This window comes from Xanthomonas hawaiiensis (genome assembly GCF_031834635.1).
In the GTDB taxonomy this organism is placed as follows: domain Bacteria; phylum Pseudomonadota; class Gammaproteobacteria; order Xanthomonadales; family Xanthomonadaceae; genus Xanthomonas_A; species Xanthomonas_A sacchari.
Genome location: NZ_CP115873.1, coordinates 2,070,779 through 2,085,617 on the forward strand (window position 1 = coordinate 2,070,779; position 14,839 = coordinate 2,085,617).

General features: G+C 68.7%; 10 protein-coding genes. 6 read left to right on the plus strand and 4 right to left on the minus strand.

Going from position 1 to position 14,839, the window contains the following annotated elements:
- Window positions 1-53 precede the first annotated feature (53 nt).
- From PG878_RS09025 to PG878_RS09035, 3 genes are read left to right on the plus strand one after another with little or no spacing between them, the layout of a single operon-like run.
- The gene (locus PG878_RS09025; protein WP_209031250.1) at window positions 54-3,224 is read left to right on the plus strand and encodes an efflux RND transporter permease subunit; all 3,171 of its coding nucleotides are present in this window, start codon (window positions 54-56) and stop codon (window positions 3,222-3,224) included.
- A 31-nt stretch (window positions 3,225-3,255) separates the two neighbouring features.
- A complete protein-coding gene (locus PG878_RS09030; RefSeq protein ID WP_209031251.1) occupies window positions 3,256-3,990 on the plus strand; it encodes an SDR family oxidoreductase in 735 nt (244 codons plus the stop codon).
- Window positions 3,984-5,444, plus strand: a complete 1,461-nt coding sequence (locus PG878_RS09035) for an efflux transporter outer membrane subunit (protein ID WP_209031252.1) — start codon at window positions 3,984-3,986, stop codon at window positions 5,442-5,444. Before PG878_RS09030 ends, PG878_RS09035 begins: the two co-directional genes overlap by 7 nt.
- Window positions 5,445-5,835: 391 nt before the next feature.
- On the opposite strand, the gene PG878_RS09040 is transcribed toward PG878_RS09035, so the two are convergent.
- The 4 genes from PG878_RS09040 to PG878_RS09055 form a co-directional block, all read right to left on the minus strand.
- Window positions 5,836-6,828 (minus strand): GGDEF domain-containing protein, encoded by a 993-nt coding sequence (locus tag PG878_RS09040; RefSeq protein ID WP_209031253.1) that lies wholly within the window; start codon window positions 6,826-6,828, stop codon window positions 5,836-5,838.
- Between the two features lie 509 nt (window positions 6,829-7,337).
- Window positions 7,338-7,511, minus strand: coding sequence for a hypothetical protein (locus tag PG878_RS09045; RefSeq protein WP_209031254.1), 174 nt, complete (start codon window positions 7,509-7,511; stop codon window positions 7,338-7,340).
- A 461-nt stretch (window positions 7,512-7,972) separates the two neighbouring features.
- Complete coding sequence (locus PG878_RS09050) at window positions 7,973-8,866, minus strand: SDR family oxidoreductase (RefSeq protein WP_209031255.1); 894 nt, start codon at window positions 8,864-8,866, stop codon at window positions 7,973-7,975.
- A complete protein-coding gene (locus PG878_RS09055; RefSeq protein ID WP_244672608.1) occupies window positions 8,863-10,926 on the minus strand; it encodes a glycoside hydrolase family 15 protein in 2,064 nt (687 codons plus the stop codon). Before PG878_RS09055 ends, PG878_RS09050 begins: the two co-directional genes overlap by 4 nt.
- An 11-nt stretch (window positions 10,927-10,937) precedes the next feature.
- Between PG878_RS09055 and PG878_RS09060 the strand changes: the two genes are divergently transcribed.
- The 3 genes from PG878_RS09060 to PG878_RS09070 are packed head-to-tail and all read left to right on the plus strand — an operon-like array spanning window position 10,938 to window position 14,657.
- Window positions 10,938-12,296 (plus strand): alpha/beta hydrolase, encoded by a 1,359-nt coding sequence (locus PG878_RS09060; protein WP_209031256.1) that lies wholly within the window; start codon window positions 10,938-10,940, stop codon window positions 12,294-12,296.
- Window positions 12,293-13,816: a GMC family oxidoreductase gene (locus PG878_RS09065; protein WP_209031257.1), complete on the plus strand. Its 1,524-nt coding sequence runs from the start codon at window positions 12,293-12,295 to the stop codon at window positions 13,814-13,816. Before PG878_RS09060 ends, PG878_RS09065 begins: the two co-directional genes overlap by 4 nt.
- Window positions 13,817-13,853: 37 nt before the next feature.
- On the plus strand, window positions 13,854-14,657 hold the full coding sequence (locus tag PG878_RS09070; RefSeq protein WP_209031258.1) for an SDR family NAD(P)-dependent oxidoreductase: 804 nt from the start codon (window positions 13,854-13,856) through the stop codon (window positions 14,655-14,657).
- The last annotated feature ends 182 nt before the right edge of the window (window positions 14,658-14,839 follow it).

The window sequence follows — 14,839 nt, forward strand, 5'->3', positions numbered from 1 at the left end:
TGCCTGCGTCCGCGCCCGGCCTCCCGTTTCAACCGTTTCCAGGACCACCACCCATGGACTTTTCCAGATTCTTCATCGACCGGCCGATCTTCGCCGCCGTGCTGTCGATCGTCATCTTCGCCGCGGGCCTGATCGCCATCCCGCTGCTGCCCATCGGCGAATACCCGGACGTGGTGCCGCCTTCGGTGGTGGTGCGCACGGTGTATCCGGGCGCCAACCCCAAGGTCATCGCCGAGACCGTCGCCACGCCGCTGGAGGAAGCGATCAACGGCGTGGAGAACATGATGTACATCAAGTCGGTCGCCGGCTCCGACGGCGTGCTGCAGATGACCGTGACCTTCCGTCCGGGCACCGATCCGGACGATGCCGCGGTGAAGGTGCAGAACCGCGTCGCGCAGGCGCAGGCGCGCCTGCCCGAGGACGTGCGTCGGCAGGGCGTGACCACGCAGAAGCAGTCGCCGACCTTCCTGATGGTGGTGCACCTGACCTCGCCCAAGGGCAAGTACGACAGCCTGTACCTGCGCAACTACGCGCGCCTGCACGTCAAGGACGCGCTGGCGCGGATCCAGGGCGTGGGCGATGCGCAGGTGTTCGGCGGCGGCGACTACGCGATGCGCGCCTGGCTGGACCCGGAACGGGTGGCCGCGCGCGGGCTCACCGCCAGCGACGTGGTCGCGGCGATGCGCGAGCAGAACGTGCAGGTGTCCGCCGGTCAGCTCGGCGCCGAGCCGATGCCCGAAAGCAAGTTCCTGACCCTGATCAACGCGCAGGGCCGCCTGCGTACCGAACAGGAGTTCGGCGACATCGTGCTCAAGGTCGGCGCCGACGGCCAAACCGTGCGCCTGTCCGACGTGGCGCGCCTGCAACTGGGCGCCGGCGACTACACCCTGCGCGCGCAGCTGGACGGCAAGAACGCGGTCGGCATCGGCATCTTCCAAGCGCCGGGCGCCAATGCGCTGCAGATCCGCGACCAGGTCATCGCCAAGATGGACGAGCTGACCAAGCAGTTCCCCGACGACGTGAAGTACGAGGCGGTGTACGACACCACCATCTTCGTGCGCGACTCGATCAGCGCGGTGGTGCACACCCTGCTGGAGGCGGTGCTGCTGGTGGTGCTGGTGGTGATCCTGTTCCTGCAGACCTGGCGCGCCTCGATCATTCCGCTGATCGCGGTGCCGGTGTCGGTGGTCGGTACCTTCGCCGCGCTGTACCTGCTGGGCTTCTCGATCAACACGCTGACCCTGTTCGGGCTGGTGCTGGCGATCGGCATCGTGGTCGACGATGCGATCGTGGTGGTGGAGAACGTGGAGCGCAACATCGAGGAGGGGCTGAGCCCGCTGGCCGCGGCGCACCAGGCCATGCGCGAGGTGTCCGGGCCGATCATCGCGATCGCGCTGGTGCTGTGCGCGGTGTTCGTGCCGATGGCGTTCCTGTCCGGGGTCACCGGGCAGTTCTACAAGCAGTTCGCGGTGACCATCGCCATCTCCACGGTGATCTCGGCGATCAACTCGCTGACCCTGTCGCCGGCGCTGGCCGCGCGCCTGCTGCAAAGCCACGACGCGCCCAAGGACCGCCTGTCGCGCGGCATGGAGCGGCTGTTCGGCAACTGGCTGTTCCGCCCGTTCAACCGCTTCTTCCACCGCAGCTCCGACCGCTACCAGGGCGCGGTGTCGCGCATCCTCGGCCGCCGCGGCGCGGTGTTCGCGGTGTACGTGGTGCTGCTGCTGGTCACCGGGCTGATGTTCAAGGCGGTGCCGGGCGGCTTCATCCCGACCCAGGACAAGATGTACCTGATCGCCGGTGTGAAGCTGCCGGAAGGCGCCTCGATCGAGCGCACCGACGCGATGCTGCGCAAGGTCGCCACCATCGCCATGCAGACCGACGGCGTGGCCCACGCGATCTCGTTCCCCGGCCTCAACGCGCTGCAGTTCACCAACACGCCCAACACCGGCGTGGTGTTCCTGCCGCTGAAGCCGTTCGCCGAGCGCCACCGCAGCGCGCTGGAGATCAATGCCGAGATCAACCAGCGCATCGCGCAGCTGGGCGAGGGCATGTCGTTCGCCTTCATGCCGCCGCCGATCCTCGGCCTGGGCAACGGCAACGGCTACCAGCTGTTCATCGAGGACCGCGCCAACCTCGGCTACGGCGCGCTGCAGAACGCGGTCAGCACGATGCAGGGCGCGGTGGCGCAGACCCCGGGCATGAGCTTCCCGATCGGCACGTACCAGGCCAACGTGCCGCAGCTCGATGCCGAGGTCGACCGGGTCAAGGCCAAGGCGCAGGGCGTGGCCCTGACCGACCTGTTCGACACCTTGCAGACCTACCTGGGCTCGACCTACGTCAACGACTTCAACCAGTTCGGCCGTACCTGGCAGGTGATCGCCCAGGCCGATGCGCCGTTCCGCGAGAGCGTGGAGGACATCGCCCGGCTGCGCACCCGCAATGCCCAGGGCGAAATGGTGCCGATCGGCTCGATGGTGACCATCAAGCAGACCTACGGCCCGGACCCGGTGCTGCGCTACAACGGTTATCCGGCCGCCGACCTGGCCGGCGAAGCCGATGCGCGTGCGCTGTCCTCGGCCGAAGCGATGGCCAAGATCACCCAGATCGCCAAGCAGGTGCTGCCCAACGGCATGGAGATCGAGTGGACCGACCTGAGTTACCAGCAGGCGACCCAGGGCAATGCGGCGCTGGTGGTGTTCCCGCTGGCGGTGCTGCTGGCGTTCCTGGTGCTGGCCGCGCTGTACGAGAGCTGGACGCTGCCGCTGGCGGTGATCCTGATCGTGCCGATGACCCTGCTGTCGGCGCTGTTCGGGGTGTGGTTGAGCGGCGGCGACAACAACGTGTTCGTGCAGGTGGGCCTGGTGGTGCTGATGGGCCTGGCGTGCAAGAACGCGATCCTGATCGTCGAGTTCGCCCGCGAACTGGAGCTGCAGGGCAAGGGCATCGTCGAATCGGCGCTGCAGGCCTGCCGCCTGCGCCTGCGCCCGATCGTGATGACCTCCATCGCCTTCATCGCCGGCACGGTGCCGCTGGTGTTCTCGCATGGCGCGGGCGCGGAAGTGCGCTCTGCCACCGGCATCACCGTGTTCGCCGGCATGCTGGGCGTGACCCTGTTCGGTCTGTTCCTCACCCCCGTGTTCTACGTCGCCCTGCGCAAGCTGGCCGGGCGGCCGCTGGTCTCGCATGCGCCGGCCCACGCCGACGCGCCGGCGCACGGCTGATTCCTTTCCCATCCTTCTCTGGAGTTTCGCAATGAACGCAGCACACAAGATCGCCCTGGTCACCGGCGCCACCCGCGGCATCGGCCTGCACACCGTGCGGCAGTTGGCCGAAGCCGGCGTGCACACCCTGCTGGCCGGGCGCGACGCGACCCGCGCCAGCGCCGCGGCGCTGGAACTGCAGGGCGAAGGCCTGCCGGTCGAGCCGCTGACCCTGGACGTCACCGACGCCGCCAGCATCGCCGCCGCGGTGGAGACGGTGCGCGCACGCCATGGGCGGCTGGACATCCTGGTCAACAACGCCGGCATCCTGCGCGACGATCTGCGCCTGAGCGTGTCGCAGCAGTCGCTGGAGACCTGGCGCGAGACCTTCGACACCAACCTGTTCGGCCTGATCGCCGTCACCCAGGCGTTCCTGCCGCTGCTGCGCGAGGCCCCGGCCGCGCGCATCGTCAACGTCTCCAGCCTGCTCGGCTCGATGACGCTGCACAGCCAGCCGGGCTCGCCGATCTACGACTTCAAGGTGCCGGCGTACAACGTGTCCAAGAGCGCGGTGAATGCCTGGACCGTCCAACTGGCCTACGAACTGCGCGAGACCCCGATCAAGGTCAACACCATCCACCCCGGCTACGTGAAGACCGACATGAATTCGGGCGAGGGCGAGCTGGAGGTGGCCGACGGCGCGCGCAGCAGCGTGATGATGGCGCTGCTCGACGCCGACGGCCCGACCGGCAGCTACACCCATGTCGGACAGGTGCTGCCATGGTGATCCGTCCCGTTTTCGGCGTACTGGCGCTGGCGCTGCTCAGCGCCTGTGCCAGCGTCGGCCCCGACTACCACGCACCGGCGCAGCCGCCGGTGACGCTTCAGGGAACGGCGTCGCCGGTGTTCGCGACCGATTCGCCGGTCGCCTCCTGGTGGGCGCAGTTCGACGATCCGGTACTGGAACAACTGGTGCACGACGGCCTGGTCGCCAACCTGGACCTGCGCATCGCCCTGGCGCGCGTGCACGAGGCACGCGCGGTTTTCGCCGAGCAGCGCTTGGACCAGGCGCCGCACGTCACCGCCGGCGGCGACTACACCCGCGGCAAGGCCCCGGACGCGGATGCCGGCGGCGCGCGCGTGCTCACCGAGAGCTACCGGCTCGGCTTCGATGCCGCCTGGGAGCTGGACCTGTTCGGGCGCCAGCGCCGTGCCAGCGAAGCCGCGCGTGCGAACCTGGAAGCCGAACAGGCCGGCCTGGCCGACGCCCAGGTCACCGTGGCCGCGGAGGTGGCGCGCAACTACTTCGCCCTGCGCGGCACGCAGAAGCGCATCGCGCTGGCGCGCACCACGCTGGACAACCTGCGCGACACCCAGCGGCTGACCGAAACCCGTTGGCGGCTGGGCGCGGGCAGCGAGCTGGACGTGCAGAGCAGCCGTGCGCGGCTGAAGGCGATCGAGGCCGACATCCCGTTGCTGGAAGTCGACGCCGCACAGGCGCGGCACCGGCTGGCGGTGCTGCTGGGCAAGCCGCCGGGCACGCTCGACGCATTGCTGGCGCCGCAGCCGACCCCGGCCTATGCGCGGGCCCTGCCGCTGGGCGACACCACGCAGTTGCTACGCCGGCGTCCCGACGTGCGCATCGCCGAACGCCGCCTGGCGGCGGCGACCGCGCGGGTGGGCGTGGCCACCGCCGACCTGTTCCCGCGGATCAGCCTGTCCGGCTTCGTCGGCTTCTTGTCCGGCGACGCCGGCGCCTTGCTGCACGGCCGCAGCAAGGCCTGGTCGCTGACGCCCTCGATCCAGTGGGCGGCGTTCGATCTGGGCAGCGTGCGGGCGCGCCTGCGCGCGAGCGAGGCGCAGGCCGACGGCGCCGCCGCCGACTACGAGAAGGCCGTGCTCGGCGCGCTGGAGGACACCGAGAACGCCTTGACCGCCTACGCCCACGAACAGGCGCGGCTGGCGATCGTGGCCGAGCAGGCGCAGGCCGCGCAGCGTGCCGAGGCGCTGGCGCAGATCCGCTATCGCGAAGGCTCCGAGGATTTCCTGACCCTGCTCGATGCGCAGCGCACGCAACTCACCGCCGAGGCCGACCTAGCCGACGCCGAGGCGGCGGTGAACATCGGCGTGGTGCGGGTGTACAAGGCGCTCGGCGGCTGGGGCCAGGATGCGGGCACGGACGCCGGCAACAGGGACGTCGCGACCGCCGCGGGGGCGGCGTCTGCGCTGCAGGCACGCTGAGCGGGAGGCCGCGAAGGCCGCGATGCGGGCCGACTGCACGCACCGTGGCCTTCTCGGCACCTCTTTTCATCTGCTTTTTGCCAGCATCAGGCCGGTACGGGGTTTCCTGTAGGAGCGGCTTCAGCCGCGACGGGCATTCCCGGTGTGGCCCTTCGCGGCTGCATGACAGTCGACTCCCAATCGCTTGCGGCGAACCCTCCGTGTGCACTGTGGGAGGGACTTCAGTCCCGACGCATTGCGCCATCGGAACGCACAACACTTCGCGCGGCATGACAGTTGACTCCCACAGGAAGCTTCCCGCCATTAGCGCCGTCCTGGTGACGGCTACCGGGGCGAAGACTGGCCGGGCAACGCGGCAGATCGCGCCGCGTCCGTCTGCGCTGCCCGCCGCTCAGTCCTGCGCCACGTCCTCGGCGATCACGTAGCGGTCGCGCCCGTTGTTCTTGGCCTGGTACAGCGCGGTGTCGGCACGCGAGAACCAGTCGTGCCACTGCGCCTCGTCGCAGAGCATGGCCGCGCCCAGCGACACGGTGATCGTGCCATTGGGACCAAGCAGCGTGGTGCGTGCGGCGTCGTGCAGGCGCCTGGCGAAAGCGGACAGTTCGGTCGCCGACTGCAGCCGCGCCACCACCACGAACTCCTCGCCGCCGAACCGGAACACCTCGTCCGGCGCGCGCACCTGCGCGCGCAGCAGGGTGGCCAGTTCGACCAGCACCCGGTCGCCCTCGGCATGGCCGTAGAGGTCGTTGACCTCCTTGAAGTGGTCGATGTCGAGCACGATCAATCCGTGCCGACGGGTCGCGCGGCGCGGATCGGCCACACGCTGCGAGAGGCTGCGCTCAAGCATGCGCCGGTTCGGCAACCCGGTCAGCGAATCGTGCGAGGCCAGTTGCTCCAGTTGCACGCGATCGCCCTCCACCCGCATCGCCAGCATGTAGCCCAGCCCGGTGATCAGCATCGACACCGACACCATCGAGAAGAAATGCTCGGCGCCCAGCGTGCTCGGGGTGACCACCAGCAGTACCGCGATCAGAGTGGCGTTGCAGGCCAGCGCGACATTGCGCGTCACCGCGAAGAAGTTGCTCATCATCACCAGGTACAGCCACGGCACCGCGGCATGGCGCAGCGCATGGCAGGCCAGGGCGCTGCCGAGCAGCCAGCTCAGCGACAGCAACGGATCCATGCGGCCATCGCCACGGTGCAGCGCCAGCCAGGTCGCCAGTGCGGCCAATCCGGCCAGTGCAGTGCCGACCAGCGCGGTCAACGGCGCGCCGATCGCCATCTGGTAGACGGCGAACAGCAACAGCACCGCCGCCGTGGACGGGCCCAGGACCTTGATGATGCCGAGCCGGAAGTGCCGGCGCAGGGTCAGGCCCGCGCTCACGGAGAAGCGCTCCGGCACGGCGCACGGTCGTGGCGGGCGGGTGAAGCGGGGCGGGCGGCGAACATGGCGACGTCAGAGTGGCGGAAGAGTGTTGCAATGCCAGAGGCAAGTTCCATGCCTGGATTTCTTTTGTGGTGGGTATCCCGTGCTGACCCGGGAAAGGTGGGAGTGCCCACACCAGGCGCGCCGCAAAGGCGTCACATTGGCGCGGGGCGTGGAGTCGTGCCGATGGCCCTGCGTCACGCGGCAGGCGGTGTCTGGTCGCGGTGAGCGGGGCAGCGTTGCTGAAGCAAGCTCGCCTGTTCCTTGTCCCCAACTCTCCTCGCGTGAGAAGTGGCGTGCAGCGCAGGATGGAGAGGCGAAGCCTGGCGCGCACCTGGGCATGCATGCCGCGGTCGTATCGGGGTCGATTGCATCCACGACGGAGCAGGCTGCGGCGCTGCCGTGCATGCGGCACCGGTCGCGTTATCAGCGAGGGGATGAGCGCAATATCCCCGCCAGGGGACAGGCTATGCGTCGCTGCCGTCGATGGCCTTCAGCCCTTTCTGGCTCAGCGCGAGATCGCCGTCCTCGCCTTGCGCCGCATAATTTTCGCGCACCGCCCAGTTCGCTTCCGCTTCGCTGACCGGTGTGGTGGCGTGGATGTCCTGCAGGATGCGCAGTTGTTCCTGGGTCAAGGGCATGGCAGGCGGTCTCGGATCGGAAAGGGCATTCCACCCTACAGGCCGCGGGTGACGGACATGTCGGTGCGTTGCCGCACGTCACGCTGCCGGATGTCACGCTCGTCTCACGGCCACGACGCCGCCGACATCATTCCGCAACGCCTCGAGGACGCCGGCGTAACGCACCCCCACGCATCATGCGCCTACCAGCTGTGCGGCCGGGGCGATGCCTGGGGCTGCTTCAAGGATGCAGGCATCCGCGGCTGGACCACCTTCTCCCGCATCGGCAGGCTCGCTGGCCTGCCGATGCTGTTTTGTACCAGCGCGTCGAGGACGATGCGCGGTGGCGGTGGTCCTCGCGCTGGTCCGCCACAGCACCTTGGTTCGCGGCCCCGTCCCGGAAGACGCATATCGCCCACCGGACACGCAATGACGCGCCTGGGCGCGCCATTGCATGGACGATGCGTCGCTGTCGTCAGGCGTCAGGCGACGCCGGCACCGCCGGTCGCGCCGAACACTTCGCCGGTCAGGTAGCTGCCTTCCTGGCTGGCGAGCAGCACGTACAGCGGCGCGATTTCGACCGGCTGGCCCGGGCGCTTGAAGTGGGTCTTCGAGCCGAACTGGGTGACCGCCTCCATCGGTTGGCCGCCGGAGGACTGCAGCGCGGTCCAGAAAGGACCCGGGGCCACCACGTTCGCCCGGATGCCCTTTTCGCTCAGCTGCGCCGCCAATGCCTTGGTGTAGGCGACGATGCCGGCCTTGGTGGTCGCGTAGTCGAGCAGGATCGCCGACGGATCGTACGCCTGGATGGAGGCGGTGGTGATCACCGCCGCGCCCGGCGGCAGGTGCGGCACCGCGGCGCGGCAGATCCAGTGCATGGCATAGAGATTGGTCTTCAGCGTCTTGTCGAAATCCTCGTCGCTCACTTCGCCGATCTCTTCGCGATATTGCTGCCGGCCCGCGTTGATCACCAGGATGTCCAGGCCGCCCAAGCCGGCCACCGCTTTATCGACCAATTGCGCGCACCACTGCCGATCGGTGATGTCGCCCGGGAGGCTGATCGCCTTGCGTCCTTCGGCCTCGATCAGGGCGATGACGTCCTGTGCGTCCGACGCTTCCTCGGCAAGGAAGGAGATGGCCACATCGGCGCCCTCGCGCGCGAACGCGATCGCCGCAGCGCGGCCGATGCCGCTGTCGCCGCCGGTCACCAGCGCCCGGCGGCCCGCCAGCTTGCCCGATCCGCGATAGCTGGTCTCGCCGTGGTCGGGCACCGGGTCCATCTCCGAGGCCTTGCCCGGCACCGGTTGCGGCTGCGGCGGGAAGGGCGGCTTGGGGTACTGCTCGCGCGGGTCCTGCATCTTCAGTCGATCGTTCATCGCGTCTTCCTCTTCTTGGCGTGTGGTTGCAGTTTTACCGGGTTGGTTTTCGTGTTCTCGATGCTCGACATCGCCATGATCTGCGCCAGATGGCTCAGTCCTTGCGGAAAGTTGCCGAGGAATCCGCCGGAGTGCGGATCGACCATCTCGCTCAACAGGCCGTTGCAGCGATCGAGCGCGTCGTTGAGCTGGGTCAGCCGTTTTCTGGCCTTGGCTTTCTGTCCCAGGCGCGCATAGGCTTCGGCGATCCAGTAAGAGCAGGCGACGAAACACCCTTCTTCCTGCGCCATGCCTGAATAGCGGTAATGGAACACGCCGGCCCCCAGCGCGCGGTCGATCGCGTCGAGCGTGGCCAACAGGCGCTCCTTGCCGTCGAAGCGGAAGCGCGCGGCCAGCGCCACCGACGCATCCAGCTTGTCGCTGCCCGGATACATCACGAACGCCTGTTGCGCGTCCGACCAGCAATGCAGTTCGATCCAGTCCTTGATCCTGTCGCGTTCGCGTTCCCAGCGATCGCGGCACGTCGTCGGCAGCTGGCCCTGGTCGGCCAGTTCGACGGCCCTGGCCAGCGCCTGCCAGCAACTGACCTTCGACATGGTGTAGTGCTGCAGTTCGGGCAATTCCCAGATCCCCGAGTCGGCCTTGCGCCAGCGATCGGCGCATTGGTCGGCGAGCCGGGACAGCAGTTCGGCGCTGGAGGCGTCCAGGATGTTGCCGCGGCTCACGAAGCAATAGGCGGTCTCGAAGATGTCGCCGTAGATGCCGTGCTGGTGCTGCCCGCCGGCGAGATTGCCCCGCACCACCGGCAACGTGTTGCGATAGCCGGCGGCCTCCAGTTCGATGACGTCGGGCACCAGCCCGCCATCCAGGGTGAACACGACTTTCGGGCCATGCTGGCGCAGTTGCCGGATCAGCCAGGTGAACGCGGCCTTCGATTCCGCTTCCAGTCCCGCGGCGAGAAACGCCTGGATGGTATAGCCGGCATCGCGGACCCAGGCGTAGCGATAATCGAAGTTCTTGTCGCCGCCGATGCGTTCGGGCAGCGACGTCGTCGCGGCCGCGGCGATGGCGCCGGAAGGCGAATAGAGCAGCAACTTGAGCGCAAGCGCGCTGCGCACGAAGAAATCCCGGCCATCGCGCGGGAAGGTCACGTTCTTCGACCAGGCCCGCCATTCCTTGTCGGTCAGATCGATGCGGCTGTCGATCTCCTCGATGGTGGGCGCGACCAGCGGCTCGTCCTCGCCGACGACCAGGGCGATCGTCGCGCGTTGTCCCTGCGCGACGGTGATGTCGCCGCGAACGCCGTGGTCCGACCACGCGCACCTCAGCCTGTCGTCATGGATCATGACGCCAAGCAGGCGGTCGACATGGAACACGGTGTGCGGGCCGATCGCCGCGCAGTAGGGGCTGGCGTTCTGCGCGCGCAGGCTGAATTTCAGTTCCAGCCGGAAGCGCATTGTTCCGCGCTGGCACTCGATGCGGCGTGCAAGCTCGCACCAGGGCAGTCGCCCCGCATGCCCGCTGTTGAGCGATTCGGTCAGCGTCGCCTGTCCGGAGACGGTAGTGAACGTGGTGACCAGGACATTGCTGTCTTTCCGATAGTGCCGCTCGGTGCGGAACGGCTGGTCCGGGGCGAGGACGAAGTAGCCGCCTTGCTCGGCATCCAGCAGCCGGTCGAACAGTGGCGCGCTGTCCATGTTGGGCGCGCACCACCAATCGATCGATCCGTCCGCCCCGGTCAGGGCGACCGAGCGTCCTTCGCCAAGCGCGCCGTAGTGCTCGATCGGCAGTGCGCCCTCGGTGCGGTCGCTGTTGGAGCTCGCGCGGCGCCGCCTGGCTGTTGTGGGCACGTGCTCAGGCTCCACGCCAACAGGCGTCGAGGCCGCGCTGGCGCGCCGTCGTTTCCGGCATGACGTGTCGAGGAAGCATGGGGGCAGTGCGAAAAGGAGGGCAGCCCGACGGTAGTGGCCCTTCTGCGGAGGCCCGGTGAAGACGGCATGCGCCTGCACTGGCCTGCACGTGGCGTGGACGAGGGCTGTTCCATCGTGCGTGACCGTCATCGAGGTGCGCCATGGGAAAACCGGTCCTGTACTTCCTGCACGCGCTCGGCTCGAGCGGGCGCGAGTGGTCTTCGGTGATCGATCTCCTGGGCGCGCGCTTCGATTGCATCGCATTGGATATTCCCGGCTTCGGCGATGCGCCGGCATTGGACCGACCCGATGTCACGGCGCTGGTCGACTGGTTCGCAGGCGAAGTCGCGCGCGACAGGCCGGATTGCTGGTATGTCGTGGGCCACAGCATGGGCGGGAAGATCGCCACCCTGGCCGCCGCGCGCGCCCGCGACGGCATGACCGGGCTCGCCGGCCTGGCCGGGGTCGTGCTGGTGGCGGCATCGCCGCCCGCGCCCGAGCCGATGGACGAATCCCGGCGGCGGACCATGCTGTCCTGGTTCGACGCCGGAGATCCCACACGGCAGCAGGCCGAACAGTTCATCGACGACAACTGCGCGACGCCGTTGCCGACGCCGCCGCGCGATGGCGCCGTCGACGACGTCCTGCGCAGCAGTGCGCGCGCGTGGAACGCCTGGCTCACCCATGGCAGCCGCGAGGATTGCGCGGCGCGCGCCGGCTGCATCGAGGTGCCCGCGCTCATCGTCGCAGGCAGCGAGGACGGCGATCTCGACGAGGCAGCGCAGCGACGCTGGAACCTGCCCCATTACCGCGATGCGCGCCTCACCGTGGTGGCGCAGGCGGCGCACCTGATTCCCTACGAGCGACCGCAGGCACTCGCGGGGCTGATCGCCGCGCATGTCGATGGCACTGCGGCACGTCGGTTGCCCGACGACTTCGTGGCGTTGCTCAACGCCGAGCGCGTCGCCGCGACGATGCGCAAGACGCTGCTGCATCGCCATGCCGGGCCGTCGCGTGCGGCGAAAGGAATCTTGAGCGAGCGCCAGTCCGACACGCTGGCCGCCGTGATCGAGCGCGTCCTGGACGGTGCGGGCGACGCCCGCGATATCGCACGCCGCATCGACGTCGATCTCGCCAATGGGGTGGGCGATGGATGGCGGTTCGCCGACCTGCCGCCCGACCGTCTCGCCTGGCCGATGGGGCTGGATGCGCTGGACGCGTTGTCGGGCGGGTTCGCCGCCTTGCCCGCACCGGACCAGGAGCGCTGGTTGCGCGCCATTTCCCTGCGCGAGGCGGGCGATTGTTCCGATTGCGGATGGAACGCGGCACAGCTCGCGGCCTGGTTCGAAGACGTGCGCGCCGAAACCGTGCGGATCTGGACGAGCCTTCCGGTCACCATGGCCGCCCTGGGCTACGACGGGTTCGCCGTGGGCGGATTGGGCGCAAGCAGCCCCGGTTACCAGGAGACCGCCGCCAATCGGCGCGAGGCCTGGCAACTGCTGCCCACGGCGCATCCATGACTGCCGCATCGACTGCGGCGGTGGATGCGGTCGTGGTCGGCAGCGGTGCCGGCGGCGGACCGTTGGCCGCGCGGCTGGCGCAGGCCGGCGTCTCGGTGGTGGTGCTGGAAGCCGGCGCCGCGTTCGGCCCGGACGCGCATCGCGCGGACGAACTGGCGACGGACATCTACTGGATGGAAGAGCGCCTCAGCGGCGGGCGGACGCCGACGGCCTTCGGCCCGAACAACTCCGGTACGGGGCTGGGTGGATCGACGCTGCACTGGGGCGCGTTCTGCCCGCGCCCGGATCCGCGCGATCTGCAACTGCGCACGCAGACCGGGCAGGGCGAGGACTGGCCGATCCCGCACCGGGAACTGCTGTCCTATCTCCAGCGCGTCGAACGCTTCATCGGCGTGTCCGGGCCGGCGCTCTACCCATGGGACGGCGAGCGCTGCTATGCGTTCCCGCCGGCCCAGCGCAACGCGCCCGCCGAGGCAATGGAGCACGGCTGCCGTGCCCTCGGCATCACCGCCGCCGATGCGCCGGCCGCGCTGGTCACCCGCGCGCACGAACAGCCGCACTGGGGCACGCGGGTGGCGTGCAACAACTGCGGTGCCTGTCATCAGGGTTGCAGCAACGGCGCCAAGGTCAGCGTGGACACGACCTGGCTGCCGCTGGCACGCGCGCACGGTGCGGACCTGCGCAGCGATTGCCGGGTCGTCGACATCGAGCGCAACGGCCTGGGCGCGGTCACCGGCGTGGTCTACCGGCAGGGCGAGCGCGAACTGCGCCAGCGTTGCGCGGCCTTGTTCCTGTGCGCCGGCGGGGTGGAAACACCGCGCTTGCTGCTGAATCTCGGACTGGCCAATTCCAGCGGACAGGTCGGGCGCAATTTCATGGCGCACGTCGCGACCCAGGTCTGGGGCACGTTCGACATGGACATGCGCATGAATCGCGGCTACCCCTCGTCGTTGATGAGCGAGGACATGCTGCGTCCCGCGCAGGCCGATTTCGCCGGCGGCTATCTGATCCAGAGCCTGGGCGTGCAGCCCGTGACCCTCGCCAATACGCTGGCGCGCGGCGCCGGGCGCTGGGGCGCCGCGCTGGTGCAGACCATGACGCGCTACAACCGCCTGGCCGGCATCGGCATCAATGGCGAATGCCTGCCGCAGGACGCCAATCGCCTGACGCTCGCCGACGAGCGCGACGCCTTCGGCCTGCGCAAGGCGCGGGTCGACTTCAGCTACGGCCCGAACGAACAGGCGCTCGATGCCCACGCCAGACGCACGCTGCAGGCGATCTGGGAGGCGGCCGGCGCCGATGACATCTTTGCCGCCGCGCGCTCGGCGCACACGCTCGGCACCTGCCGCATGGGCCGCGATCCCGCGCAGGCCGTGGTCGATCCGGACGGTCGCGCGTTCGACATCGACAATCTCTACGTCTGCGACAACTCCGTCTTTCCCAGCGCACTGGCGGCCAATCCGGCCCTGACACAGATGGCACTCGGCCTGCGCACGGCCGAGCGGTTTCTCGCCCACTAGGCGATTGCCTCCCCCTTTACCCAACGAGGAAAACGACATGGACCTTGGAATCAACCAGCGGATTGCGCTGATCAGCGGCGCCGACTCGGGCATGGGCAAGGAGACCGCCCGCCAACTGCTGCAGGCCGGCGTACGCGTGGCGATCACCGACCGTGCGGACGGCACGCTCGATGAGTCGCTGTCCGAGCTGTCGGGCCTGGGCGAGGTCATCGCCGTGGCGGGCGACGTGACGCGTGCGGACGATGTCGCGGAGCTCTGGGCGCAGGTCCGGGCGCGACTGGGCGATCCGGATATCTACGTCAACGCAGCCGGTGTCACCGGCGCGACCGGCGATTTCCTCGACGTGAGCGATGCGGGGTGGCTGGAAACGCTGGACATCAACCTGATGGGCGCGGTGCGGATGTGCCGCGAAGCGATTCCCGCGATGCGCCGAAACGGCTGGGGGCGCATCGTCCTGTTCGCGTCCGAGGACGCCGTACAGCCCTATGTGGACGAACTGCCGTACTGCGCGTCGAAGGCGGGGATTCTGAGTCTGGCCAAGGGCCTGTCCAAGGCGTACGGCGGCGACAACGTGCTGGTCAATACGGTCTCGCCCGCCTTCATCCATACCCCGATGACCGACGCGATGATGCACAAGCGCGCGAAGGAGAAGGGCATCACCTTCGATGAAGCGGTGTCGTCATTCCTGGACGAAGAGCGTCCCGGCATGGTGCTCAAGCGGCGCGGTCGACCGGAGGAGGTGGCCGCGGCGGTCGCATTCCTTTGCTCCGAACGTGCCAGCTTCATCAATGGCGCCGGCATCCGGGTCGATTCTGGGTCTGTGCAGACCATTGCGGGGTGAGCCGGGACTGACATCGGGACGAAGGCATGGCTCCTTCACGTCTCGCAGGAGCGGATGGTCGTCGTTGGAAGTGTTTTCGGCTGCGGAGTCGCCGACATCGGCTGTCGCTCCAGCGAGGGGAGCGCTGAGCCGTCTGGCGGGTAGGGCGCCTTTGTTGTCCGCAACGCGGGCAACTCCTGCTC

What these genes read in the sequence shown, in the direction of transcription:
- PG878_RS09025 (WP_209031250.1), top strand. Translation starts at nt 54, where the DNA reads ATGGACTTTTCCAGATTCTTCATCGACCGGCCGATCTTCGCCGCCGTG.
- PG878_RS09030 (WP_209031251.1), top strand. Translation starts at nt 3,256, where the DNA reads ATGAACGCAGCACACAAGATCGCCCTGGTCACCGGCGCCACCCGCGGC.
- PG878_RS09035 (WP_209031252.1), top strand. Translation starts at nt 3,984, where the DNA reads ATGGTGATCCGTCCCGTTTTCGGCGTACTGGCGCTGGCGCTGCTCAGC.
- PG878_RS09045 (WP_209031254.1), bottom strand. Translation starts at nt 7,511, where the DNA reads ATGCCCTTGACCCAGGAACAACTGCGCATCCTGCAGGACATCCACGCC.
- PG878_RS09050 (WP_209031255.1), bottom strand. Translation starts at nt 8,866, where the DNA reads ATGAACGATCGACTGAAGATGCAGGACCCGCGCGAGCAGTACCCCAAG.
- PG878_RS09055 (WP_244672608.1), bottom strand. Translation starts at nt 10,926, where the DNA reads ATGACGGTCACGCACGATGGAACAGCCCTCGTCCACGCCACGTGCAGG.
- PG878_RS09060 (WP_209031256.1), top strand. Translation starts at nt 10,938, where the DNA reads ATGGGAAAACCGGTCCTGTACTTCCTGCACGCGCTCGGCTCGAGCGGG.
- PG878_RS09065 (WP_209031257.1), top strand. Translation starts at nt 12,293, where the DNA reads ATGACTGCCGCATCGACTGCGGCGGTGGATGCGGTCGTGGTCGGCAGC.
- PG878_RS09070 (WP_209031258.1), top strand. Translation starts at nt 13,854, where the DNA reads ATGGACCTTGGAATCAACCAGCGGATTGCGCTGATCAGCGGCGCCGAC.